This window comes from Desulfovibrio piger (assembly GCF_900116045.1).
GTDB classification, from domain to species: Bacteria; Desulfobacterota; Desulfovibrionia; order Desulfovibrionales; family Desulfovibrionaceae; genus Desulfovibrio; species Desulfovibrio piger_A.
The window spans coordinates 1215957-1239841 of record NZ_LT630450.1 but is presented as its reverse complement, the minus strand read 5'-3'; the positions used below and the strand labels follow the sequence as shown (position 1 = coordinate 1239841).

Genomic DNA, 23885 nt, shown 5'->3' with positions numbered 1-23885 from the left:
GCCAGGAACGGGTCTGTACCCGGCAGCCGTGGCGGCGTATCCCGGGATGCACAGGACAACGGTCCGTCCCCCGGCCGTGATCTGCCGGAGCGGGCGGGCACTGCCGGGCTGCGCCGACGGGAAGCGGAGCGCATCGCTGGGCTCCCTTCCCGGGCATGGCGGCAGCGGGCCTTCCATGCCGGGTATCCGGCACAACCGTGGCACCACAGGGTGGGAAGAGTATGGACAGGATACGGAAAGCAGAGGCGTACAGGAAGGAACAGGGAAGGACGGGGGCGTCGGCACTGGCCGGCACCGACCCCGAACTGGCGGCCATCCGGGACCGCCTGGAATATGGCGAGATCGCCGGGCAGGGCTGCCTGGATGCACGCCAGCGCCGCCTCATCACGCTGGTGGTCCTGGCCGCCATCCAGACGCCGGAGGGCATAGGGGAGGAGACACGGGCCGCCCTGCATCAGGGGGTGCGTCCCGAAGAGATCCGCGAGGCCCTGTACCAGTGCGCTCCCTATATCGGCTTCCCGAGGACGGAGGCGGCCCTGCGTCACGCCGATGCGGCCCTGGAGGCGGCGGGGATGGCCCTGCCCCTGCCTGAAGGCGGCACGGTGAGTGAAGAAGACCGCTTTGAGAAGGGGCTCGCCGTCCAGACCGGGATTTTCGGGGACGCCATCAGCAAGATGCACGCGTCGGCCCCCGAAGGGCAGCGGGAGATCCTCGTCCGCCATCTTTCCGCCTTCTGCTTCGGCGACATCTATACGCGCACGGGGCTGGACCTGCCGCTGCGGGAGCTGCTGACCTTTTGCATCATCAGCGCGCTGGGGGGCTGCGAGGCCCAGGTCAGGGCCCATGTACAGGGCAATGCCGCCGTGGGCAACGGCAAGCAGCTGCTGGTGGACGCCCTGCTGCAGATGCTGCCCTGCATCGGCTTCCCCCGCACGCTCAATGCCCTTGCCTGCGTCAACAGCGTGCTGCCCGAGGCCTAGAGCGCCCTGGCAGGCGGGCCCGGGCGTGCCGGACGCTTTCCCGTGGCGGTCTCCGGGGACACCGGGGAACGGTCACCGGGGCGGAGCGGCGGGGACGGCGCCGTCCCCGGGAAAAAGGGCGCCTGCTGCGGTGGCCCGCCTTCCCTGCCGGGCGAAGGGCCGGGTGCATCCCCACGCCTTTCCCGGACATGGAGAGGCCCGCAGGCACATGGCGCGGCCTGCGCCCTAAAGACCGCCTGCCCCGGTTTCGCCCAGGGGCAGAAGCGTGCGTTTCCGGCGGATGTCCCTGTGGGGCGGCTCGCCGAACAGGCGCTTGTACTCCCTGCTGAACTGGGTCACGCTCTCGTAGCCCACGGAAAGGGCCGCCGAGGCCGCCCGCATGTCCTCCATGAGCATCAGGCGCTGGGCCTCGTGGAGCCTGAGCTGCTTGAGGTATTGCAGGGGGCTCAGGCCGGTGACGGTCTTGAAATGGCGGTGGAGCGTGGACAGGGACATGCCCACCTGCCGTGCCAGCGTCTCCATGCGTACCGGGGCGCCCAGGTCCCGGCGCAGGATGGAGACGGCCTGCAGCACCTGGCTGTTCTGCGATCCCTGGGCATAGAGCCCGCGCAGCACATGGCCCAGGGGCCCGATCAGCAGAAGGTAGTGCAGTTCCTGCATGATCATGGGCGCGCGGATGGCGATCTGCTCCGGCTTGTCCAGCAGTTCGGCCAGGCGCAGCACCGCTTCCAGGAATTCCGGTTCGGCATCCGCCACGGCGACGCCGGGGCCGCCTTCCTGCGGCGCTTTGCCGGCAGGCCGCATCCTGAGCATGAGGTCCGTCAGGATCTGCCTGTCCAGATGGAAGAAGAGCGAGAGGAAGGGCTGCCCGGGGGCCGTATCGAAAAAGGAAGACGAGCTGGGCATGTCGATGCCGGAGACCAGGAACTGCCCCCGCCGGAAGATGAATTCCTGCGAGCCGATGAGCGAGCGCTTGCTCCCCTGGACGATGACGGACGCCAGGGGCTTTTCGAAACAGCGGTCAGGCGCGGGCGGGTCCTCGCGCCGGACGAGCACCAGGCCGTCGATGGGGCTGGGGCGGATCTCCGGGGCGGGAAGGTGCCGCAAGAGGATGTCTTTCAGTGCGGCAAGGAGCGTTTCGGTGGTGGGCAGGGCTGGAGACGGCATGGGATCCTCCCGGTTCTGTGTGTCCAGTGTAACCAAAAGACGGCATGGAGAGAAGATGCCGCGGATGGTGCCCGCAGGCAGATGGCACAAACGGGCAAATGGCCGGAGGAGGCCGTCTGTCTTCCCTGAGGAGGCTCCGTGCCCCGGGGCCGCGCGCTGTCCCGGCCCTGGTGAGGCTGGACATGCGGCAGGAACACCGGCACGGCGGCCCGGACATCGCCGGTATGGCGGGATGTCCGCAAGGCCGATGCGGCCGGACATGTCCGTAACACGCAACACAAGGAAACGATCATGCAGGAGAACAGGGGGCCTTTCGCCCGGGGCGGTGCCAACACGGCCTATGCCCGCTATTTTGTCGGCAACAGTTACTTGAACATGCTTTCCACCGAAGGGGTCATCATCGGTAACGTGACCTTCGAACCGGGATGCCGCAACAACTGGCACATCCATGAGGCCGCCAGCGGCGGCGGGCAGATACTGCTCTGCACAGCCGGGCGCGGCTGGTACCAGGAGTGGGGCAGGCCCGCACGCGAACTGCATGCGGGCGACGTGGTCCACATCCCCGCCGGGGTCAGGCACTGGCACGGCGCGGCCCGGGACAGCTGGTTCGTGCATCTGGCCGTGGAAGTCCCCGGTGAGGACTGCCGCTCCCGGTGGCTGGAGCCTGTCAGTGAAGAGGAGTATGCCCGTCTGCCCTAGGCAGGGGCGCCTTGCGTCCGGTGCCCGCGGCGCCGCGTGAGCCCGCCGTGCCGCCCCGGGGCAGGGAAAAAAGGGGCCGCCGCTGTTCCTGCAAAAAACAGCGGCGGCGGGGCGCGCGGGAAGGAGAAGCACGCGCGGGAGGGGGGCGGGGACCCGCCCCGGGAGGACTAGAAGGAGTAGGCGAAGATCAGCTGGGCTTTCCAGGCGTCCTGCTTGGACCAGTTACGGTCGCTGACGTAGCTCTTGTCCCAGGTGTCCCTGTCCATCATGTTGATGATGTAGCCGAGCTCGAGGTTGGCCTCCAGGTTCTCGTAGATCTGCCAGGAGTTGACCAGGTTGAATTCCAGCAGGCCGTCGTTGGTGGTCAGGTACGGGCCGTCCTGGACGGCCGTGGTGTCGTCCCAGGCCACGGCGGAACCCATGTACTTGACCATGGAGGGGCTGTTGGTGCCGCCCCAGTAGGCCACGCGGAAGGTGTGCTTGAGGTCTTCCACAAAGCTCACGTCCGCGATCTGCAGGCCGATGCCCCAGGTACCGGCGTAGGTCAGGTTGTTGTCGTAGAAGTTGTAGCCGGTGCCCCAGGCCAGGTTGCCGTCACCCATGAAGGACGTGAAGTTGCCCGATCCGGCGATGGAGGGCAGGCGTTCGGACCCGTTCTTGACGTTGCCGTCGTCACCGGAGGCATACCAGCCGAAGATGCCGGGGGTGCCCCAGTCCATCTTGTATTCCACCAGGGCCTTGACCAGCCAGCCTTCACGCTTGCTGTTGCCCAGTACCGATTCCACACCGCGCTTGAGCACGTCGTAGCGGCCCATGGCTTCCACATAGCCGTAGTTGATGTCGAATTCGATGTTCAGGGGATCGAAGGCCGTGATGGCCACGGGCAGGCCGGCCCAGAACATGGAACCGTAGGACTTGCCGGTGTGGCCGAGGCCGCCGGGGCCGAAGTTCATGCCGGGGTAGTAGCCGGGCAGGGTCACGTTCAGGGCGCCGTCGGCGGTCTCCACGCCGCCTTCGTTGAAGCGGGTGTTCTTGCCCTGCAGGCCGTACATGGCCCAGGGGGTCAGCTCCACGCCGTCGAACTTCAGGGGCAGCATGAGGGCGAAGAGATCCATGTTGTCCAGATAATTCTTGTAGCCGTTGCCGTAGGCTTCGCCATCGGCATTGGTGCCGGTGTAGTTATCGTTGAGCGGGCGCATCCAGAGGGCGGTGAGGCCCACGTTCTCGTTGAACTGGTAGCTGGCGACCACGGCGGCGGCGTCACCGTCCATGATGGCCGAGCCGCCGGCCACGTTGGGCAGGGCCACGGCCTGCAGGCCCATGCGGAGCTTGAGGTCGGTGTTGGGGACCATCCAGTCGATGTAGGCGTTCTTGAGCTTCACCACGCTGGTGGAGTCGGCCCCCAGGGCGCCGCCGCTTTCGGACTGGCCCCACATCTGGTCGCCGATCTCGAAGAACACCGTGCCGGACAGGGTCTCGGAGGCCACGGCATCCAGCTGCAGGCGGACGCGCTGACCGGCATTGAACGTATCCTCATGGTGGCGCTTTTTGTTGTCCACATCCTTGATGAGGCTGCCGTCACCCAGACCGAAGCCCACCAGCCATTCGCCGGAAGCCTTGAAATCGATGGCCCGGGCGCCGCTTGCGGCCCCCAGGAGCATGCCGGCGGCCAGCATGAGGGTAAGAATTTTTTTCATGACCTTCTTCCTTACTGTTTGAGGTTCACATCCATCAGGCGACAGCGGCGCCCCCCGACGCCGTGGCCGCCGCCCGGGCCGTATTCCGCGCCCTGGCGCGGGCCTTTTTGTCCTTGCAGCGGCAGTTGGGGCAGGTGCCCTTGCAGACATGCTTTGCCCTTTCAGGAACGATGAGGACCTTGTTGCCGCTCGCCGCCAGCTCGAAGCCGCGGGAGCCTTTATAGTGGATGCGCTGCGGTGCTATGCAAGGCTGGGGCGCGCCGCGCAGGGCGGCTGCCGCAGCGGGCTGGATGCGGGTCACGTGACGCACGTCGATGAAAAACTTGTTGCAGTCGCTACTGTGGCAGCGCATGAGGTTCAGGATGGCACGGGCCTGTTCCAGATCCAGATCCTCACCGGTGGCGATGTGCAGGTTGTTGGCGCTGCGGCGGAAAGAAAGCTGGTTCCGGGGAAGGTTTTCCAATCTCGGCATGGTGGCTCCTGTGATGAGGTGTTTTGTTGGGGACAACATGTCATGATTGAAAACAAATGTCAACGGAATTGAAAATTATTTTCAATTAGTCTGCTTCTTAAAAATAAAAAAGCAATCATATCAAAAGAATGAAAGCCATGCTGCTGATCCTCGTCTTCCGGGATGCAGGCCATCACACCGGAACGCCGTCCTGTCCTCCGGCTGTTTTTTACGGGGAGGGCAGCGGCGGTGCAGGATGGTTGTAATACTTTTTTAAAAAACGTGCTACTTTTTAGCCATTGTCATCACGGATGTCAACATTGGAGCCGGGCCGGGATGGCCAGCGGGGCCCCGCCGTGCGGGCGGCTCGAAAAATCTTTCACTTTGCGCTATGGTGCGCCACAGGAAGGCCTCGGGGAAGATCATGGCGACAGCCGCCTGCCTCGCCTGCCCCGAAGGCCGCCCGGCACCAGGCGGCGGAACGGGCATCCCGCCGGGGCTGACGGGATAGACCTTTAGCAAGGGATGGGCTGCGGCCATGAAAGATACGGCATCGGAAACATACCGGTCCACGGACCTGGTCCTGGTCCTGCTGGCGGGGCTGTTCTGCTGGTGCGCCCTGCAGGGGACGCTGGATCTCAACCCCCGGGGCATCGGCATGGACAGCGACCTGCAGAACTATGCGCAGATCCTGGAGGCCGCGGAATGCCCCGCCGCTTTCGCGCTGGACTCCGTGGCGCCTTTTTTCCCGCAGGATCCGGGCGTCCCCAACCTGCTGACCGCCCTGGCGGGCCTCTTCCCCGGTAGGGACAACGCGGCCACGGATATGCTGCGCGTGGGCGCGCTGGGCGTCTTCTTGCACTTCCTCGCCTATTATGTCCTGGGCCGCTGCCTGTTCCGCAGCCCGTCTCTGGCGGCCCTGCTCTCGATTTTGATGGGCATCGCCGTGCACTGGTCGTTCGGCACCTTCTGGGGCAGCATGCGCTCCGACCCGGTGCCGCGCATCTTTTACGCCGACCTCTGGCCCTTTCTCCTGCTGCTGGCCTGCGCGGCCGTCAAGCGCCCCCTGCTGCAGCCCGTGACTATGTTCCTGGCGGGCTGCGCCATGCTGGTGCACACGGTCAGCGCCCTCATGGGCGGGGCCATGTTCTTCATGGCCTTCTTCCTGCTTTGGCAGGGCAGAGGGCTGTGGCGCCATGCGGGCCTGAGCCTGCTTAACCTGTTGAGCTTCGCGGTCCCCGTTGGTATATACGGGGTGCTCTTCCTTTCGGATACGCCCGCGCCGCCGGCCGAACACGCCGGGCTTTTCGCCGGGGTGCGCGCCCTGCGCTACAGCAAGGACTGGCATGATGTCTGGCAGAGCCTCGCGGACATCCTGCGCTACTATACGTTCGTGATCCCCATCTTTCCCGCGGCGGCCGCGGCGGCCGTGGTGCTGTTCAGAAAACGGCAGCAGCTGGCCGGGCCGGTGCGCACCCTGCTGCGGCTCATGCCGGGCATGGTGCTGGGCATCGCGGGCGGCTGCGTGCTTTGCGCGCTGGAGATGTGGCTGGCCCGCCATCTGGGGCGGCAGAACATGAGCCAGGAGATCCTGCGGGGCACGCGCTTTCTGGTGCCGCTGTCCTGGCTGCTGCTGACCTGCCTTTTATCCCTGTACTGGCGGCGTGCCGCTCCCCTGCTGCGCCGGGGCCTCGTCGTCCTGCTGGTCCTCGTCCTGCTGGCCCTGGGCCAGGGCAAGCAGGTGGTGGCGGCCCGGCACGCCCTGGCGGACGCGACCGGCATGAGCTGGCTGGATACGGAGGAGGCCCGGCAGATCAGGGCGCGTTCCCTGAGGCTGCAGGAGGCCCTGCAGGCCCTGCGCGCGCAGGCGGGGCCGGACGAGATCGTTTTCAGTGACGGGGATTGCATGGCCGTGCGTTTTGTGGCCCGTATGCCCATGCTGCCCGTGCACAAGGACGGGAACATCATCTATTATGCGGGCGATCCTGCCCTGGCCCGGCGCTGGCTGGCCATGCAGCGGCGCATGGCGGCCGATGCCGCCGGTTATGTGGAAGTCTGGCGCACAGGGCAGGCCGCCTTGCTGCTGACGCGCCATGTGGAGCACAAGGCGCAGCTGCTGCGCCACGGCTCCCTGCTTTTTGAAAATGAAGACTGGCTGTTGTTGCGGCGTTCGCCGTCTGCTGCCGCGGACGGCGATGCACAGGCCACGAGGAGTGGACATGCAGACTGAAAAAAAACGCGACAGGATCGCGGTCCTGATCCCCTGCTATAACGAGGCGCTGACCATCGGGAAGGTGGTCAGGGACTACCGGCAGGCCCTGCCGGATGCCGATATCTATGTGTACGACAACAATTCCACCGATGAAACGGCCCGCCTGGCCCGCGAGGCCGGAGCCATCGTGCGTCCCGAGCCCCGTCAGGGCAAGGGCAACGTGGTGCGGACCATGTTCCGCGATATCGAGGCCGACTGCTATCTGATGGTGGACGGGGACGATACCTATCCGGCTTCCCAGGCGGCGGCCCTGTGCGCGCCCGTGCTGGAGGGGCGTGCGGACATGGTCATCGGTGACCGCCTGTCCTCCACCTATTTCACGGAGAACAAGCGTCCCTTCCACAACAGCGGCAACATGCTGGTGCGCCGCTGCATCAACATGTTCTGGAAGCGCGGCCGGCATGTGGAGGACGTCATGACGGGCATGCGGGCCATGTCGCCCCTGTTCGTCAAGTCCTTCCCCATCCTTTCGCAGGGCTTCGAGATCGAGACGGAGATGACCATCTTTTCCCTGGCCAACAGCTTCCGCATCACGTCCATGCCCATCCAGTACCGTGACAGGCCGGAAGGCAGCTTTTCCAAACTGAGCACGTTCCGGGACGGCTTCCGGGTCCTGCGGACCATCGCCGTCCTGTTCAAGGACTATCGCCCCCTGCTGGTCTTCTGGTCACTGGCCTGTCTGCTGGCCGTGTTCTCCCTGGGGCTGTTCCTGCCCGTGCTGGGGGAATACATGTCCAGCGGGCTCGTGCCCCGCTTCCCTTCCCTGATCGTGTCCGGTTTCTGCATGCTGGCGGCCCTGTTGAGCTTTGTCTCCGGCCTGATCCTGGATTGCCAGCGCAAGCGGGCCCGGCAGGCGTTCGAGATCCAGCTCAATGTGCTGACGCTCCTGCTGCGCCAGGAAAGGACGGCAGCGGCCTCCGGCGGGGACAGGCCGGCGCGGGACGAACAGGCATAGCTGACGAAAGCCGGGCGGGGAGCCCGGCTTTCGTCATTTTGCGGCAGCGCGGGGAAGGCCGCGCAGGGAAGGCCGCGCAGGCGGGCGCCTTTCCCTGCCGTCTAGCTGAGGGCCTTGCGCTTCATGATGTAGTTCCAGATCATGACCACGCCCGTGGCCACCACTTTGGCCAGCATGTAGTGCAGGGCCAGCCTGTCCACCAGCAGCCACATGCAGATCTGGTTGATGCCCAGACCGGCCAGGCTCGAACCCGCAAAGACAACCTGCCGGGCAAAGCTGCGTGCCGCCTGATGGAAGACGAAGAACACACAGAGATAGTAGTTGACGATGACGGCCACGATGAAGGCCCAGGCGGACGACCAGAGGTAGTGGACGTCCAGCACGCTGGTCAGCAGGAACAGCAGGCCGTAGTCCACCAGAAAGGTCAGGCCGCCCACGATGCAGAAGCGGAAGAATTCCGCGCCGCGGCTGGCAAGGGACATAAGGACTCCTTTGGGATGGGGGCTGCCCTGACTTACCCTGTTCCCCGCCGGGGCGCAAGACGGACGGACAGGCGTGCGGCACAAGGGACGCGCGGGAACAGCCTGTCCCGGGATGCCCGCGCTGAAGGGAAGGGACAGGCAGCCCGCTGCCGCAGGGACGGCAGGGCGGAAAGCGCAGGCCCCGTGAACCATCAGGCATCACGAGCCGCACGACGCGTTGCATGGCGGGGAAAGGCAAGGCCCCCTTGCCGGGGATGTGCCCTCCTGCCGGTGGCCCCGTCGCCGGGCGCTGTCCTCCCCGGTGCCTGCCGTGCGTGGGCGGGCATTCAGGGACGTGAGGGCCCTTCTGGCGTCTCCTCCGGCCCGGCGGGGCGGATCCGGCCCTTGTCCAGGAGGAAGAAGGGGGCGCCGGGCTGCATCTCGCGCAGCAGGGCCGCCGTATGGGGATGGCAGGTGAAGAAGAGCAGCTGCTGCCGGACACCGTATTTCCCCTGGCTGAAGTCCCCCAGGATGCGGGCCGTGCGCCGTGCCCGGCCGGGATCGAAGTCCACCAGCACATCGTCCATGATGACGGGCAGGGGGCCGGCCTGTGCCGCGTGATCCTGGATATAGGCCAGGCGCAGGGCCAGATAGAGCTGCTCCTGTGTGCCCCGGCTCAGCTGTTCCGGGCTGACGGGCTCGCCCTGCGGCGGCATGACCCGCAGGCCGGAATCGCCCACCACGGCCCCCACGTCCTGCCAGGCGCCCGCGGTGATGTCCCGGAAGATGGCCGCGGCACGGCGGATGACACGGGGCTGGCGTTCCTTCTCGAAGGCCAGTTTCGCCCTGTGGAGCAGGGCGTGGGCCAGACGGAGGCGGCACCAGGCGCGGGCCTGGCGCTGCAGTTCCTCCCGCTGGCCGGCTTCCTGCTGCAGCAGGTCGGCCAGGGTTCCGTCCTGCTGCATGGCCTCCACGCGCACGCCCAGAGCGGCGACATCTTCCGCCAGCGCGTCTTCTTCCTGCCGCAGTTCTGCCAGCAGGCGCTGCTGCTCGTCGCGGCCCTGTTCCTCTTCCTCCCGGGCCTCTTCCCGGAAAGCGGCCAGAAAGGTCTCCAGCGGCTGGTCCCCGGCCACCAGGCGCAGGCTGTCCTCCAGCAGCAGGCGGCGCTGTTCCGCCTGGTGCCGTTCTTCCAGCAGGTCCGCTGTCTGCAGGAACGCGCCGTCGTCCCGGGCTTCTCCCTGACGCAGCAGGGCCGCCAGGTCGGCACGGATGCCATCCAGATCGTTTTCCGCACGCTGGCAGGCCGTTTCCTGCTCAGCCAGCAGCCGACGCAGGCGGGCCTGTTCCGCGGCATGATGGCGGGCCTCTTCCGCCGCCTCGGCCAGCATGTCCAGGTGCCGGAGCCAGTCGGCGTCCTGCGGCGGCACGGGCCGCCCCAGCTCCGTCAGCAGGGCCGCCAGCGGTGCCCGCAGGGCCTCCACGTCGTGGTGCAGGCGTTGCAGGCGCGAGTCCTCCTGCTGCAGCTCCGCCTCAAGGCGCAGACAGGCGTCCATGCCGTCCAGGGCGGCATGGACGGTGCCAGGGGCCAGATCTTCCGGCAGGCCCAGGGAGCGCAGGCCCGCTGCCCAGCCTGTCCGGGCCGTCTCCAGCTTGCGGGCCGCTTCCCGCGTGCGGCAGCGGCTGTCCTCCAGGGCCTTGCGGCAGCGTTCCAGCAGCCCGGCACCGGCCGTGGCCTCGGCGGCTGCCTGCTGATGCCTGGTGCCGGCCTCTTCCACCTCCCGGCAGAGGGCAAGAGCGCGGCGGACGGCCTCCGGCAGGTCGGGGCAGGCGGCATCGGGAGGAAGCAGGGCCAGCAGGTCGCGCACGGCTGTTTCCGTCTGCTGCAGGGACAAGGCCGCATGTCCGGCATCGTCCCCGGCCGTGCGCAGGGCCTCCGCCAGCGTGGCGGCGGTGGCCGCCCGTTCGAAAAGCAGTCCCGCCGCTGCCGGTGCAAAGGCCGCCGCGGTGGCTGCGGGCAGCATGGCCTGCCAGCGTTTTTCCCCTTCCTGCACGGCGGCGAGGAGCTCCTGCTCCTGTTCGGCCAGGCGGGCCAGCGTTTGCCTGACGCTTCTCAGTTCCTGCCGCAGGCTGTCATGCTCCAGCAGGAGCTGGTCCAGCTGGCGGCGCAGGAGCTGCTGTTTTTCCAGCCGGGCTTCCAGTTCGTCGGCATCCGGGATGTCATCGGCCACGGTGCGCGGCAGGGGCAGCTGGGCAAGGCGGCGCTGCTGTTCCCGCAGGCGGCCGGAACAGGCTTCCAGCAGCTGCCGGAGGCGTTCCGCTTCTTCCCGGCGTCGGCGTTCCTCCTTTCCGGCATGGGGCATGCCGCCCGCCAGCAGGGCGAGCCCGCAGAGCGCGGCCAGCCCGCCTGTCCAGGGCGGGGCCGCCGGCCCGGGCCAGGGGAGCAGCTCCGGGGCCCAGTGCCCGGCCAGCAGGAGGGCCAGACCGGAGAGCAGGAAGACGATGCCCATGCAGAGCAGGGGCAGGCTGCCGCCTGTCAGGGGACGTGCCAGCTGCCGGGCCTGCTGGGCCAGGCCTTCCTGCCGGACCGTCTCGGCGGCGATGCCGGCCCGGAGCGTACGGCACTGCCGCACGGCAGCGGCAAAGCTTTCAAGGGCCTCCTGCTCCGGGGCCGGGTGGTGGTCGATGGACGGGACAAGGGCTGCCTCGCGCTGCTGCAGGGCCTCCTGCTCCCGGCGTGCGCGATCCTGACGGGCCCGGAGGCTGTGCAGCTCCTCTTCCAGCCTGTGCAGGCGGGCCGACAGGGACAGGGCCTCGTCCCTGTGGCGGAGCAGCCGCTCCGGCCCGGCAAGATCGTTTTCATCCAGGTGCAGCGGCGCGCAGGCGCGGCAAAAGGCTTCCCGGGCCCGTTGCTGCCGCCGTTGCCAGCGGGGGAGATCGTCCTGTTTTTCCTGCCGGCTCTCCAGCAGGCGTTGCAGGCGTTGCTGCTGGTCGCTGTCCAGAGGCGGCTGGCGGTGGGGCAGGGCCGCAAGGCGTTGCAGCTGCGCCTGACGGGTCTCCTCCGCCTGTGCCAGCGCGGCGGCGGCCTCGTCTTCCCGCCGGCGGGCCATCTGCAGGGCCGTCGTGCCGGTCGCCAGCGTGGCGGCCTGCCGTTCCAGCGCCTCCCGGCCGAAGACAGAGCGGTCTGCGGCCCGGATGCGGGCGCAGTCCCAGCCGGGGCCCAGACGGGAAAGCCCTTCCTGCAGACGGCGGCAGAGCTGTTCCTTGCGCAGGTGTGCCAGCGGCAGGTCGGCCAGGGCCTGCCGGTAGGTGGCGCTCTGTTCCGTCAGGGCGCGCAGGCGGGGCAGGACCGCCGCAAGGGCCTGATCCGGGCACAGTTCCCGGAGCTGTCCGCGCGTCCGGGCGCACTGTTCCCGCAGGCCCTGCAGGGCACGCCGGTTATCCTCCTCCCGTTCCCGCAGGCGGGCCAGACGCTCGCGTCCCTGCGGCGGGAAATCCTGCGGCAGGCCGGAAAGACGCTCCAGCCGCATCCCCAGCAGATGCCACTCCCGCCACTGTTCCCAGACGGAAAGGCGCCGCTCCGTACGGCGCAGGCCGGTCTCCAGCTCCGTCTTGCGGCGGCGGAGGCCCTCCAGATCCTGTTTGCGCTGCTGCCACCGGGCGCACAGGTCATCGTAGCGGCTGCTCCGGGCGTCGGCCTGACGGATGCGGGCCCGCAGCTCCTGCCAGCTCCCCGCCTGGACGTTGAGGGGCAGCTTGCGGCCCTGCGGGCGATAGATGGCATCGGCCTGCTGTTGCAACGCACGCAGCACATCGGCCGGGGAGCGCAGGCCCGTGCCGAAGCTGGCCCCGTAGAGGGCGTGACGCACGGCCTCGTCGTCCAGGCTCTCGAAGCGCTGCAATTCCCCCAGGCTGAAGCCGAACACATTGCGGTAGACCTGACGGTCGATGCCCCGGAAGAGCTGTTCCAGCAGGCTTTCCGGCACAGGGGAGCCGTCAGGGCCGGTGAGCTGCAAACGGCCGCTGCCCGGGCCCGGGCGGCGATGCAGGTGCAGCAGGCCGTGGGGGCCGCCTTCCAGTATCAGGCTGCCCCCGGCCTGGCCGCCGCGCAGGGGCTGGCCTGCCTGCCGTTCCTTGCGCCCGGAGGGATAGCCGGTGAGCATGGCCCGCAGGAAGGTCAGACAGGTGGATTTGCCGGCTTCGTTGTCGCCCAGAAAAATGTTGATGCCCGGGCCGAGGCCCTCGGCGCCCGTTCGGGCGAGGATGCCGAAACCGTCCGCATGGAATGACAGCAGGCGCATCACTTCCCCTCCAGCATGTCCAGGCAGAGATAGCGGGCCTCATCCAGCAGGCGCTCAAGTTCCTCCCCTTCCGGCATGGTGAGCATCCCGGCGGGGCAGTGCCGGAACAGGGGGGCCAGCTCCTCCTCGGCAAAGGCGGCCAGCGCTTCGGGCTGCCGTTCAAGTCCTTCCGCCAGGCGCAGGGCCTCGCCCAGCAGATCCTGGCGTTGCAGGCAGGCGGCCATGTCCACAGCGGGGGCCGTCTCCACGCACAGATCCTTGATATGGACGGGCAGGGGCAGCGGAGCCTGATGCAGGCGCTCCCGCAGGTCGCGGCAGGTCTCCGGGCGGCGCAGCAGGCTGTCCAGGGGCGTGCGGCCCCGCAGGCAGAGGCGCACGACCAGGAGCGTGCAGGAAGCGTCAGCGGCTTCCGTGGCCGTGCCCAGGGCCTCCAGCAGCCTGTCTTCCACGGCATCGAGCCGGTCCACGGCCTCCAGAGCGATGACCAGACGCCGCCACTGCACCGGCCCCAGCGGCAGGAATGTTTCCCGGCAGGCGAAGCCGCCGTCGCAGGCCTCGGCAGTGACCAGCAGGCAGCCGCGCGGGCCGTCCTCATGGATGTGCCGCCCCTGGGTGTTGCCGGGATAGGCGATGAAGGGGCGGCGGGACAGGACGCGGCGTTCGTGCACATGGCCCAGGGCCCAGGCATCCAGACGGGCGGCGCGCAGGTCGGCCAGCGCGCAGGGGGCGTACCTGTCCTGCGCGGGGCTGCCTTCCACGCTGCAATGCAGCACGCCCAGCTGGAAGCACGCCATATCCGGCTGACGGTGGAAGAGGAGCGCCAGGTTGCGGGCCTCCCTGATGCGGGCATGGCTGATGCCGTGGATCACGGCCACGGGGGCCCCGTCCCGGTACAGCACATGCTGCCCGGGCTCCGGGCCGAAGATGGTCACGTTGCCGGGCCAGTCCACGGTCTTCAGACGCGAATCCAGCGGATCATGGTTGCCGTGGGCCCAGAAGACGGGGATGCCGCAGGCCTGCAGGCGCAAACAGCCGTCGCGCAGGGCCAGCTGGGCTTTGACGCTGTGTTCTTCCTGATTGTAGATGTCCCCGGCCAGGACGAGGAAGTCCGGCCGCAGCTGTTCGCACAGGTCGAACAGGCGTTGCAGGGCCGTGAAGGTGGCGTCGCGCAGCTGCGCTTGCAGGGCCTCTCCGGCATCGCTGCGGGTCAGGCCCAGGAAGGGGGTGTCCAGATGCAGGTCGGCGGCGTGGATGTATCGGAGGCTGTTCATGGCGTGTCCTCGGCGTGGGCTCCTCCGGCAGAGATATGTTTTTTCCGGCAGCAGGACAAGGTGCCCGTGGCAGGGCATGCGGTTGACGCTGCCACAGCCCGTTGGTATGACTAGCGTTCATATCACAGGGGGAAAGAATGGCGCGAATCCTTTACGGCATCCACGGGACAGGGCATGGCCATGCCATGCGCGGGCTGACCATCGCCCGCCGTCTGGGCGCACACGAATTCCTGTTCGTGGCCAATGACGACGCCCCCAAGATACTGGAGCCCGAATTCCGGGTGCACCGCATCCCCAACCTGGGCACGGTGTTCCGCAACTATCAGGTGGATGTGGGGGCCACGGTGCGCAAGGCCATCCCGCTGCTCTGGCACCGCCGGCGCTATGTGGATGAAGTGCTGCGCCTCATCGACCAGTTCAGGCCCGATGTCTGCATGACGGACCTGGAATACTTCGTGCCGCGTGCGGCCGAAAAGGCCGGTCTGCCCTGCCTGACCCTCGACCACCAGCACGTCATCACCTGCTGCCGCCACGGCTGGCTGCCGCCGCGCATGTGGTGGGATCACCTGTTGCAGGGCATCACGCCCCGCTACCTGTTCCGGCCCACGGAGCAGAACCTGCTGGTCTCCTTCTATGCGCCGCCGGTGCAGCCCCGCTACCATGCCCGTGTGGTGCCGCCCATCCTGCGCGAGAGCGTGCTGCGCCTCAACCCCCGTGACGACGGTCATGTGGTGGTCTACCAGAGCAATTCCACGCACCGCAAGCTGGTGGACTTTTTGCTCCAGGCCACGGACAGGCCCTGCTACGTCTTCGGCTATGGCCGGACGGAAGGCCGGGAGGGCAACGTCATCTTCATGAAGAAGAGCGAGGAGGGCTTCCTCAAGCTGCTGGAAGGCTGTTCCTACGTCATCCAGGGCGGCGGCCACACCCTGATGACCGAGGCCCTGCACCTGGGCAAGCCCATCCTGAGCCTGCCGCTCAAGGCCATGGTGGAACAGTGCTTCAACGCCCTGTACCTCGAACGTTTGCACTACGGCATGCAGGCCGACATGATGACCCTGGAGCCCGCCCTGCTGCGCCGCTTTGAGGAACGCCTGCCCGAGTTCCGGGCCGCCATCGCGCGCGGGCATTTTTGCGGCAACGACCTGGTCTTCGGCCTGGTGGACACCTTCATCCGCACCGGCACCCTGCCGGTCTCGGGCACGCCAAAGGTGGTGGAGTAGGAAAGACGCCACCTGTCCAGGGCAGGGGCCCATCCCTGCGTTCCATGATGTCCAAGAGCCTCTTCCGTCCGGTACGGGAGAGGCTCTTTCGCTGAAGAGCCCCACGCGTGCGGGGCATGCGGACAGAACAGCGGGCGACGCGAGCTTCGCATGAAGATCCTTGCGGCGTTCCCGCGACCCCAACGATGCGCTCCCTGTCCGGCTCATCCCTGCCTGCGGCCCGTATCGGCAGACAGACAACGCCCGTATTTTTTCAGTCCATCCCTGCCTGCGGGGGATGCCCTTCCGCACCCTGCCGGGATGACAGGCGGTGAGCCGCGCTCCGCGCACGGCCGCGCCATGCCCGCGGCGCGCTTCTCCGGGGACCATGACAAAGGGGAAGGAGCGTTGTGCAACACGGCCCCTTCCCCCCGCAAAACACTGCCCGGCAGGGGGCAGTCATGATGAGCTGCTGGTCTTACATGCCCAGATAGGCGGAACGCACGTCCTCGCTCCTGAGCAGGTTCTCGGCGCTGTCGCTGGTGACGATGCGGCCGTTCTCCATCACATAGCCGCGGTGGGCGATGCGCAGGGCCTGGTTGGCGTTCTGCTCCACCAGGAAGACCGTGGTGCCGTTGGCATTGACGCGCTGGATGATCTGGAAGATCTGCTGGATGATGATGGGCGCGAGGCCCAGCGAGGGTTCGTCCAGCAGGAGCAGCCTGGGCCGGGCCATGAGGGCGCGGCTGATGGCCAGCATCTGCTGTTCGCCGCCGGACAGGGTGCCGCCGGTCTGCTTGCGGCGCTGGGCCAGGATAGGGAAGAGATCGAACACATAGTCCATGTCTTCCTTGATGCCCTGCACGTCCTTGCGCAGGAAGGCGCCCAGGTCGAGGTTCTCGCGCACGCTCAGGTCGGGGAAGATGAGGCGGCCTTCGGGCACCTGCGAGATGCCCAGGCGGACGATCTCGTGCGGGGGCAGCTCGTGGATGGGCTCGCCGTTCCAGAGTATCTCGCCCTTGCGCGGCCGGTTGATGCCGCAGATGGTCATGAGCGTGGTGGATTTGCCGGCGCCGTTGGCGCCGATGAGGGTCACGATCTCGCCGTCATCCACGCGCAGGGAAACGTCGCGCAGGGCCTGGATGTTGCCGTAGTAGGTATCAATGCCCTTGACTTCAAGCATCTTCGCTCTCTCCCAGATAGGCCTGAATGACGCGCGGGTTGCTGCGCACTTCCGCGGGGGTGCCGGCAGCGATGCGCGAACCGTATTCCATGACATAGATGCGGTCGGACAGGGACATGACCATGCCCATGTCGTGCTCGATGAGCAGGATGGAAAGGTCCCGGTCGGCGCGGATCTGGAGCACCAGCTCCTTGAGCTCGTTGGTCTCCTGCGGGTTCATGCCGGCGGCGGGTTCGTCCAGCAGCAGCATGCGGGGCTCGGTGGCCAGGGCGCGGGCGATCTCCAGGCGGCGCTGGGCGCCGTAGGCCAGGTTGCAGGCCTTTTCGTTCCACAGGTCCTGCAGGTGCACGGCCTCCAGCAGGCTGTAGGAGATGTCGATGGATTCCTGCTCTTCACGGCGGGCGCGGGCGTTGCGGGTCAGCGCGCCCCAGATGCCGGCCCTGGTGCGGCAGTGACGGCCGATCATCACGTTCTCCAGCACGGTCATGTCGCTGAACAGGCGGATGTTCTGGAAGGTGCGGGCCATGCCCAGCGCCGTGATGAGGTGGGGCTTGCGCCCGTTGAGCAGATGCTTCTCGCCGTTGGCGCCGTACAGGTGCACGGTGCCTTCCGTGGGCTTGTAGATGCCGGTGACGCAGTTGAAAAAGGTGGTCTTGCCGGCGCCGTTGGGGCCGATGAGGGCCACGATCTCGCCTTCGTTGACGGTCAGGTCCAGCTCGTTGAGGGCGCGCAGACCGCCGAAGTCACGCGTCAGGCCCTTGACTTCAAGAACGGGTTTCATGCGCGTTCTCCTTTGCTGCCGCCCTGCAGGGCGGTGATGCGGTAGCGGCGGCGCTCGCCGGTGACGAGCCCCTGGGGCCGGAAGATCATCATGATGACCATGATGGCGCCGAAGAGCAGCATGCGGTACTCGGAGAAGGCACGCAGGTATTCGGGGGCCAGGATGAGGATGGTGGCGGCGATGACCACGCCCACGATGGAGCCCATGCCGCCCAGCACCACCATGGACAGGATCATGGCCGATTCCATGAAGGTGAAGCTGGCGGGATTGATGAAGGTGGTCTTGGCCGCGAAGATGACACCGGCGAAACCGGCCCAGCAGGAGCTCAGGGCAAAGGCCGAGAGCTTGACGCGGGCCAGGTCGATGCCCATGGCCTCACAGGCGATCTCGTCTTCGCGCAGGGCCTGCAGGGCAAGCCCCACACGGGAGTTCTTGAGGCGGCTGATGACGATGATGGTCAGGATCACGGCCAGCAGCACCAGATAGTAGATGAAGATGGTGTTGGCGGCGATCTCCAGCTCCTGGCCGAAGAAGGAGGGGCCGGGGATGTTCTTGATGCCGCCGGAGCCGCCGGTGAGGCTGGTCCAGTTGAGCAGCACCAGGCGCACGATCTCGCCGAAGCCCAGGGTCACGATGGCCAGATAGTCGCCGCGCAGGCGCAGCACGGGGAAGCCCAGGGCCAGACCGAACACGATGGCCATGAAGCCGCCCACGGGCAGACAGGCCCAGAAGCCCAGGCCGAAGGCCTGGTTGAGCAGGGCGTAGGAATAGGCGCCCACGGCGTAGAAGGCCACATAGCCCAGCACCAGCTGGCCGGCGATGCCCACGGCGATGTTCAGGCCCAGGGCCAGGATGACGTAGAGCATGGCCGAGATCATGATGTTGGTCTGGTAGAAGGAGCTCACCAGAGGCATGACGATCATGACGGCCAGCAGCAGGCCGAGGCTGGTCAGGCGGGTGGCGGTGCTGCGTCCGGGCAGGGTGACCAGCCTGTGCAGGCCCCTGCCCAGGCCCTCAGGCAGGCGGATCAGCGGGATGCCGCGGGCCTTGCGGCTGAAACACCAGTTCCAGAGCATGGAAAGGAAGAAAATGGCCACGCCCAGCAGGATGACCCTGTCGAACTGCCATTCCACGGTCTGGTCGACGCTGTTGAGCTTGATGCCCATGACCGGAAAGGTCAGGAGCATGAACCAGCAGGCGGCCAAAAGGGCTTTTGTGAGATATTGCATCATGATTGGCTACACCTTCTGCACTTTCGCTTTGCCGAGGATGCCGTCGGGGCGGAAGATGAGGATGAGGATGAGCAGGGCGAAGGCCAGGGCATCCTCATAGTTGCCCGACAGGTAGCCGGTGGTCATGCTCTCGGCGATGCCCAGCACGAGACCGCCCACCATGGCCCCCGGGATGGAACCGATGCCGCCGAGCACCGCGGCCGTGAAGGCCTTGAGGCCGGCCAGGAAGCCGATGCCGAAGTTGACCTGCCCCATGTGGGAGGCGATGAGCACGCCGCCCAGGGCCGCCAGGGCCGAGCCGACGATGAAGGTGAGCGAGATGATGCGGTCGGCGTTGATGCCCAGCAGCAGGGCCATCTTGCGGTTCTGCGCGGTGGCGCGCATGGCCTTGCCCATGCGGGTGTAGCGGATGAAGAGGCTTAAGGAGACCATGGCCAGCGTGCTGGTGACGAGGATCAGGAAGTCGCTGGGCCCCATGATGTTGCCCAGGTAATCCAGAAATTCCATATCCGGCAGCAGGCGGGGGAAGGGGACGTAGTCGGAGGTCTGCGCCAGCAGCACATAGTTCTGTAGGAAGATGGACATGCCGATGGCCGAAATGAGGGGCGACAGGCGCGGGGCGCCGCGCAGGGGTTTGTAGGCCACCTTTTCCAGAGTATAGCCGTAGGCCGCGCTCCAGACCACGGCCGCGAGGGCCGCCACGATGAGGATGCCTCCGGCGGGGAAACCGACGATGCCCAGCACGCCGGCTACCAGCAGGGCCGTGAAGGCGCCCAGCATGTAGATCTCGCCGTGTGCGAAGTTGATCAGTTCGATGATGCCGTACACCAGCGTATAGCCCAGGGCGATGAGGGCATAGATGCTGCCGCGTGTGAGGCCGCCGAAGAAAAGTTCGATAAAGTACTGGAAGTCCATGCCGTTACAGGGGCTGCGGTTTACCCGGGCGCAAGCGGGCAAGAGGGCGCGGAGGCCGTGCCCCCGCGCCCGTGCGCCATCGTATCCGATTAATGCAGGGTGATGCTGTGGTCGCTTTCGACGAACTTGCCGTCCTTCACCACATAGACGGACAGGCCCAGACCGGTGGCGTCACCGGCCTTGTTGAAGGACATCTTGCCCAGGGGGGTGTCCACTTCGGTGCTCTTCAGAGCGGCCATGATCTTGTCGGTGTCGGTGCTGCCGGCCACTTCGATGGCCTTGAGGAGGGCCTGGATGGCGGCATAGGCGTTGTAGTAGCCGAAGCCGGGCTCGCTGCCGAACTGCTTGACGTGGGCGTCGCGGGCCTGCTTGTACATGGGCAGGGTGCTGGTATCCTTGGGATAGGAGGCCATGACGCCTTCGCTGTCCTTGCCGGTCATCTTGAGGAAGGTCTCGTCCTTCACGCCGTCAGGGCCGATGAGGGGGGTCTTGACGCGGTCGCGGCGCATCTGCTGCACCAGCTTGGAGGCGGTGTTCTGGTAGCCGCCGAAGACCAGCACGTCGGCCTTGGCGCGACGCAGCTTGCGCACCACAGCGGAGAAGTCCACGGCGTCGGGGGTCACGGCTTCGAACAGGACGGTCTCGACGCCGGCCTTTTCGAGGATGGTGCGGTTCTGCTGGGCAAAGCCCTTGCCGTATTCGCCGTTGTCATGCAGGTAGGCGACCTTCTTGGCCTTCAGCACATCGGTGATGTAGCTGCTGGTCAGCTGGGCCTGGGCATTGTCGTTGGCCACGGTGCGCAGGAACAGGGGGTGCTTGCCTTCCAGGGTCAGGGCAGGCGTGGTGGCCGTGGGAGAGATGCTGATGATGTTGGCGCTTTCGAACATGGGCAGGGAGGCGTTGGTGGCGCCGGAGCAGATGGGGCCCATGATGGCCACGACCTTGTCGGAGATCAGCTTGGTCGCGGCGTTGGTGGCCAGTTCGGGCTTGCACTGGTCGTCCTGGGACACCAGTTCGATCTTCTTGCCCAGCACGCCGCCCTTGGCGTTGGCTTCTTCAATGACGATCTTGGCGGCATTGAGGCTGGGGACGCCGTACGAGGCCAGGTCGCCGGAATGGGCGCCCTGCACGCCGATCTTGATGGTGTCGGCGGCCACGGCGGGAGCCGCGACGGCAACGCTGCACAGCGCGGCCATGAGCCAGGTCATGCACTTTTTCATTTTCTCCCTCCTTGAGAGACTCCATGCACTGCCGCGCGCCGCACAACAGCAAAGCGACGTCTACCTTGCGGCAGTATAAGCCCTTTCTATTGCATCTTTACCTGATTCCTGTCAATGCGGTCCGCCAGATGGACAGACAGGTCCCGGCATCCGCATCCCGCTTTTTTTACTGTGATTTCTTGTGGCTGGAACGCAGGTGCAGGCGCATGGGCGCATGCGTGATGCCGAAGATGCGGCGCAGGGCGCGTTCCAGATAGCGGGCATAGCTTTCCGGCACGCGGTCGGCGTCACTGACGAAAAAGACGAAGGTCGGCGGCTGGGACTCGGCCTGGGTCAGATAGAAGAACTTGGCGCGCACGCGCTTGACCACCGGGGGCTGGTGGCGGGTCAGCACTTCTTCCATGGCCCGGTTGAGCTGGCCGGTGGGCACGCGGATGGCGCATTCCTCATGGATCTTGCGGGCCAGGGGCAGGATCCTGTTCAGGCCCGTGCCCTTGAGGGCCGAGACCGTGAGGATGGGCACATGCCTGCAGAAGGCCAGCATCTCGCTCACGTTCTGCAGCAGCTGCCTGAGCTGGCCGGCGGGCACCAGGTCGCATTTGTTGACCAGCACCATGAAGGGGATCTTGCGGGTATCCAGCAGGTCCATGAGGCGTTTGTCCTGCTGGCTCACGCCTTCGGTGGCGTCCAGGGTCAGCAGGGTCACGTCGGCCTTGGTGGTGGATTTGAGGGCCGCATTGACGGAATATTTTTCCACGATGTCCGTGATCCTGGTACGGCGGCGCACCCCGGCGGTATCCACGAAGACGTAATCCTGGCCGTCGCGCGCGAAGCGCACGTCCACGCTGTCGCGGGTGGTGCCGGCCACATCGGAGACGATCATGCGTTCCTCGCCGGCCAGGGCGTTGATCAGGGAGGACTTGCCCGCGTTGGGGCGGCCCAGCATGGCCAGGCGCAGGGCCGGGGGCTCGTGCACGGCCTCGTAATCCTCGGGCAGCAGAGCGGCCAGTTCTTCGGTGAGGGCGCGGATGTTGTGCCCGTGCTCGGCCGAGACCGGCAGCAGGGGGAAGCCCAGGCTGTGGAACTCGGCCAGCAGCTCGTCTTCCTTTTCCAGACCGTCCACCTTGTTGACCACGCAGAGGGTGGGCAGGCCCATGCGGCGGATGTGGGCCGCCAGATATTCGTCCAGGGGCAGCAGGCCGTCACGGCCGTCCACCACGAAGGCCACGGCACAGGCGTCCTTCATGGCCGCCTCGGCCTGGCGCAGGATGTCGGACTCGAAACCGCGGATGCCTTCGGGGCCTTCGGTGACCATGGCGTGGGCGTCCAGGGTGATGCCGCCGGTGTCCACGATGCCGAAGTCAGGGTGCCCCTTGCGGCGGACCACCCCTTCCATGCGGTCGCGGGTCACGCCGGGACGGTCATGGGTGATGGCGCGGTTGCTGCGGATCAGGCGGTTGAACAGGGTGGACTTGCCCACGTTGGGGCGTCCCACCAGAACGATGCAGGGTAATGAGGACATGGGTCTCCCTTTGGCCATGACAGGCCGTTGTTGCGGAAATGGGGCCGCGCAGGGGCGGCGGGCATGGCGCGGGGAAGCGGGATGGAAAAAAGGCCCCGTCAAGCGGGGTGAGCGCCACACGCTGCGCTTGTGTAGCATCCTTGAGGCCGTTTGAAAAGCAAAAAAATATCCTTCGGGCCCCAGCGGGGGGCACGGCCGGAGAGGGGCTGGCAACATGGCGGGATGACAGGTTTTTTCGAGGGGACGGGCGGTGCGGCGGACGGGACGGGGCGCCCGCGCGAAAAAAGCAGCCCCTGCCGGCCGGAGGGGCTGCAGGGGCTGCGTGTGCGGCGGTGTCCGCCGGGGGCGCCGGAATGCCGGTCCCGGCAGGGGGGGCCGTGAGCGCGGCGGCGCGGGAAGGGATCAGGGGGTGTCTTCGTTCCGGCCTCCGGCCGCGGGCAGGGGCAGCAGCAGGCGGAACAGGGCCCCGCCTTCGGGGCGGTTGGCCGCCGTGATCCGGCCGCCGCGGCCGTGGGCCAGGCCCGTGGCCACGGACAGGCCCAGACCGGCGGCCCGGCCCGCCTGGCGGTGGGTGGTGAAGAAGGGCTCGAAAATATGGGGCATGATGTCGTCGTCGATGCCGGTGCCGTTGTCGGCCACCCAAAGCTCGTACCAGGCGGTGCCGTCGGCATCGGCGGGCAGCAGCCGGGCGCCGATGTCCAGCGTGCCGCCCTCCGGCATGGCGTCCAGGGCGTTCTCCACCAGATGCAGGCAGATCTGCTCCAGTTCCAGCGCCGACCCCAGGGGGCGGGGCCCGTCCTCGCCCCATTCCGGCGGGAAATGCAGCCGGCAGGCCACCTTCAGGCTGTCCATGCGGCCCTGCAGCAGGGTCAGGACGCGGGAGACCACGGCCCGCACGTCCATGGGCGCGCTGCGGGGGTCGAGGCCCACACCGGCCATGAGCAGCTTGCGGGTGATCTCGCGCACACGCATGCTCTGGGTCACGATGGTCCTGAGGGACTCGCGCAGGTCTTCGATGTCGGGCAGGGCCCCGGCCTCGGGACTGTCCAGGCTGTCGCTCATGAGGCCCGCGGCCTGGACGATGATGTTCAGGGGGTTGTTGACTTCGTGGGCCACGCCTTCGGCGATGCGGCCCAGGCTGCGCAGGCGGGCCTCTTCGGCCAGGCGGCGGGCCTGGCGCCGGGCGTCGGCCCGTTCACGGGCCTTGCGGCATTCTTCCAGCACCGCGTCCAGGGAGACGGGCTTGGCCAGCCAGTTGAGCGCGCCGCGCCGCATGGCCTTGACCGCCTGGCTCATCTCCGTGGCGCCGGAGAGCATGACCACGTCGGGGCGGGGCTCATGCTCCTGCAAAAGCTTGAGCAGGGAGACACCGTCCATGCCCGGCAGGCAGACATCCAGGAAGACCAGGTCCCACTCCTGCCGGGAGAGCATGTCCAGGGCCGTTTCCGCATCGCCGGCCACGGCGGCCTCGATGCCGCGCAGCTCCAGGCGTTGTGCCAGCGGTTCGGCAAAGGCCTGTTCGTCGTCGACGATGAGTACACGCATGACGTCCTCCCCCTTGCGGCGATGCGGAAACATG

At 67.1% G+C, this 23885-nt stretch carries 18 protein-coding genes; 5 read left to right on the top strand and 13 right to left on the bottom strand.

Annotated elements, in window-relative coordinates:
- The first annotated feature begins 221 nt into the window (after positions 1 to 221).
- Positions 222 to 980, top strand: a complete 759-nt coding sequence (locus DESPIGER_RS05760) for a carboxymuconolactone decarboxylase family protein (RefSeq protein WP_072334227.1) — start codon at positions 222 to 224, stop codon at positions 978 to 980.
- Positions 981 to 1205: 225 nt separating this feature from the next.
- Here the strand turns inward: DESPIGER_RS05760 and DESPIGER_RS05755 are convergent, their stop codons facing one another.
- Positions 1206 to 2147, bottom strand: a complete 942-nt coding sequence (locus DESPIGER_RS05755; RefSeq protein WP_072334224.1) for an AraC family transcriptional regulator — start codon at positions 2145 to 2147, stop codon at positions 1206 to 1208.
- Between the two features lie 291 nt (positions 2148 to 2438).
- Between DESPIGER_RS05755 and DESPIGER_RS05750 the strand changes: the two genes are divergently transcribed.
- Positions 2439 to 2846: a cupin domain-containing protein gene (locus tag DESPIGER_RS05750; RefSeq protein ID WP_072334222.1), complete on the top strand. Its 408-nt coding sequence runs from the start codon at positions 2439 to 2441 to the stop codon at positions 2844 to 2846.
- 167 nt (positions 2847 to 3013) lie between these two features.
- Here the strand turns inward: DESPIGER_RS05750 and DESPIGER_RS05745 are convergent, their stop codons facing one another.
- Complete coding sequence (locus DESPIGER_RS05745) at positions 3014 to 4543, bottom strand: outer membrane homotrimeric porin (protein WP_072334219.1); 1530 nt, start codon at positions 4541 to 4543, stop codon at positions 3014 to 3016.
- 34 nt (positions 4544 to 4577) lie between these two features.
- Positions 4578 to 5015 carry a hypothetical protein gene (locus tag DESPIGER_RS05740; protein ID WP_072334216.1) on the bottom strand — a complete coding sequence of 146 codons (438 nt, stop codon included), beginning with the start codon at positions 5013 to 5015 and terminating at the stop codon, positions 4578 to 4580.
- 517 nt (positions 5016 to 5532) lie between these two features.
- On the opposite strand from DESPIGER_RS05740, the gene DESPIGER_RS05735 reads away from it, so the two are divergent.
- Complete coding sequence (locus tag DESPIGER_RS05735; RefSeq protein WP_072334213.1) at positions 5533 to 7224, top strand: hypothetical protein; 1692 nt, start codon at positions 5533 to 5535, stop codon at positions 7222 to 7224.
- The gene (locus tag DESPIGER_RS05730) at positions 7214 to 8221 is read left to right on the top strand and encodes a glycosyltransferase family 2 protein (protein WP_072334210.1); all 1008 of its coding nucleotides are present in this window, start codon (positions 7214 to 7216) and stop codon (positions 8219 to 8221) included. The genes DESPIGER_RS05735 and DESPIGER_RS05730 overlap by 11 nt, the downstream gene beginning before the upstream one ends.
- A 101-nt stretch (positions 8222 to 8322) precedes the next feature.
- Here DESPIGER_RS05730 and DESPIGER_RS05725 read toward each other — a convergent pair whose 3' ends face one another.
- The 3 genes from DESPIGER_RS05725 to DESPIGER_RS05715 all read right to left on the bottom strand — a co-directional run bounded on the left by DESPIGER_RS05725 (position 8323) and on the right by DESPIGER_RS05715 (position 14251).
- The gene (locus DESPIGER_RS05725; RefSeq protein WP_072334207.1) at positions 8323 to 8703 is read right to left on the bottom strand and encodes a GtrA family protein; all 381 of its coding nucleotides are present in this window, start codon (positions 8701 to 8703) and stop codon (positions 8323 to 8325) included.
- 326 nt (positions 8704 to 9029) lie between these two features.
- Positions 9030 to 12980: an AAA family ATPase gene (locus DESPIGER_RS05720; RefSeq protein ID WP_072334204.1), complete on the bottom strand. Its 3951-nt coding sequence runs from the start codon at positions 12978 to 12980 to the stop codon at positions 9030 to 9032.
- The gene (locus tag DESPIGER_RS05715; RefSeq protein WP_072334201.1) at positions 12980 to 14251 is read right to left on the bottom strand and encodes a metallophosphoesterase family protein; all 1272 of its coding nucleotides are present in this window, start codon (positions 14249 to 14251) and stop codon (positions 12980 to 12982) included. The genes DESPIGER_RS05720 and DESPIGER_RS05715 overlap by 1 nt, the downstream gene beginning before the upstream one ends.
- Positions 14252 to 14388: 137 nt before the next feature.
- On the opposite strand from DESPIGER_RS05715, the gene DESPIGER_RS05710 reads away from it, so the two are divergent.
- The gene (locus DESPIGER_RS05710; RefSeq protein WP_072334199.1) at positions 14389 to 15474 is read left to right on the top strand and encodes a glycosyltransferase family protein; all 1086 of its coding nucleotides are present in this window, start codon (positions 14389 to 14391) and stop codon (positions 15472 to 15474) included.
- A 457-nt stretch (positions 15475 to 15931) separates the two neighbouring features.
- On the opposite strand, the gene DESPIGER_RS05705 is transcribed toward DESPIGER_RS05710, so the two are convergent.
- From DESPIGER_RS05705 to DESPIGER_RS05675, 7 genes are all read right to left on the bottom strand, one after another.
- Positions 15932 to 16636: an ABC transporter ATP-binding protein gene (locus DESPIGER_RS05705; protein ID WP_072334196.1), complete on the bottom strand. Its 705-nt coding sequence runs from the start codon at positions 16634 to 16636 to the stop codon at positions 15932 to 15934.
- Positions 16629 to 17417, bottom strand: coding sequence for an ABC transporter ATP-binding protein (locus tag DESPIGER_RS05700; RefSeq protein ID WP_072334193.1), 789 nt, complete (start codon positions 17415 to 17417; stop codon positions 16629 to 16631). Before DESPIGER_RS05700 ends, DESPIGER_RS05705 begins: the two co-directional genes overlap by 8 nt.
- Positions 17414 to 18646 carry an ABC transporter permease subunit gene (locus DESPIGER_RS05695; RefSeq protein ID WP_072337574.1) on the bottom strand — a complete coding sequence of 411 codons (1233 nt, stop codon included), beginning with the start codon at positions 18644 to 18646 and terminating at the stop codon, positions 17414 to 17416. Before DESPIGER_RS05695 ends, DESPIGER_RS05700 begins: the two co-directional genes overlap by 4 nt.
- A gap of 9 nt (positions 18647 to 18655) precedes the next feature.
- Positions 18656 to 19564 carry an ABC transporter permease subunit gene (locus DESPIGER_RS05690; RefSeq protein WP_006003511.1) on the bottom strand — a complete coding sequence of 303 codons (909 nt, stop codon included), beginning with the start codon at positions 19562 to 19564 and terminating at the stop codon, positions 18656 to 18658.
- An 89-nt stretch (positions 19565 to 19653) separates the two neighbouring features.
- Positions 19654 to 20784, bottom strand: coding sequence for a branched-chain amino acid ABC transporter substrate-binding protein (locus DESPIGER_RS05685; RefSeq protein ID WP_072334190.1), 1131 nt, complete (start codon positions 20782 to 20784; stop codon positions 19654 to 19656).
- A gap of 166 nt (positions 20785 to 20950) precedes the next feature.
- Positions 20951 to 22306, bottom strand: coding sequence for a ribosome biogenesis GTPase Der (gene der / locus DESPIGER_RS05680; RefSeq protein ID WP_072334187.1), 1356 nt, complete (start codon positions 22304 to 22306; stop codon positions 20951 to 20953).
- 402 nt (positions 22307 to 22708) lie between these two features.
- Complete coding sequence (locus DESPIGER_RS05675) at positions 22709 to 23851, bottom strand: response regulator (protein WP_072337572.1); 1143 nt, start codon at positions 23849 to 23851, stop codon at positions 22709 to 22711.
- Positions 23852 to 23885: the final 34 nt, after the last annotated feature.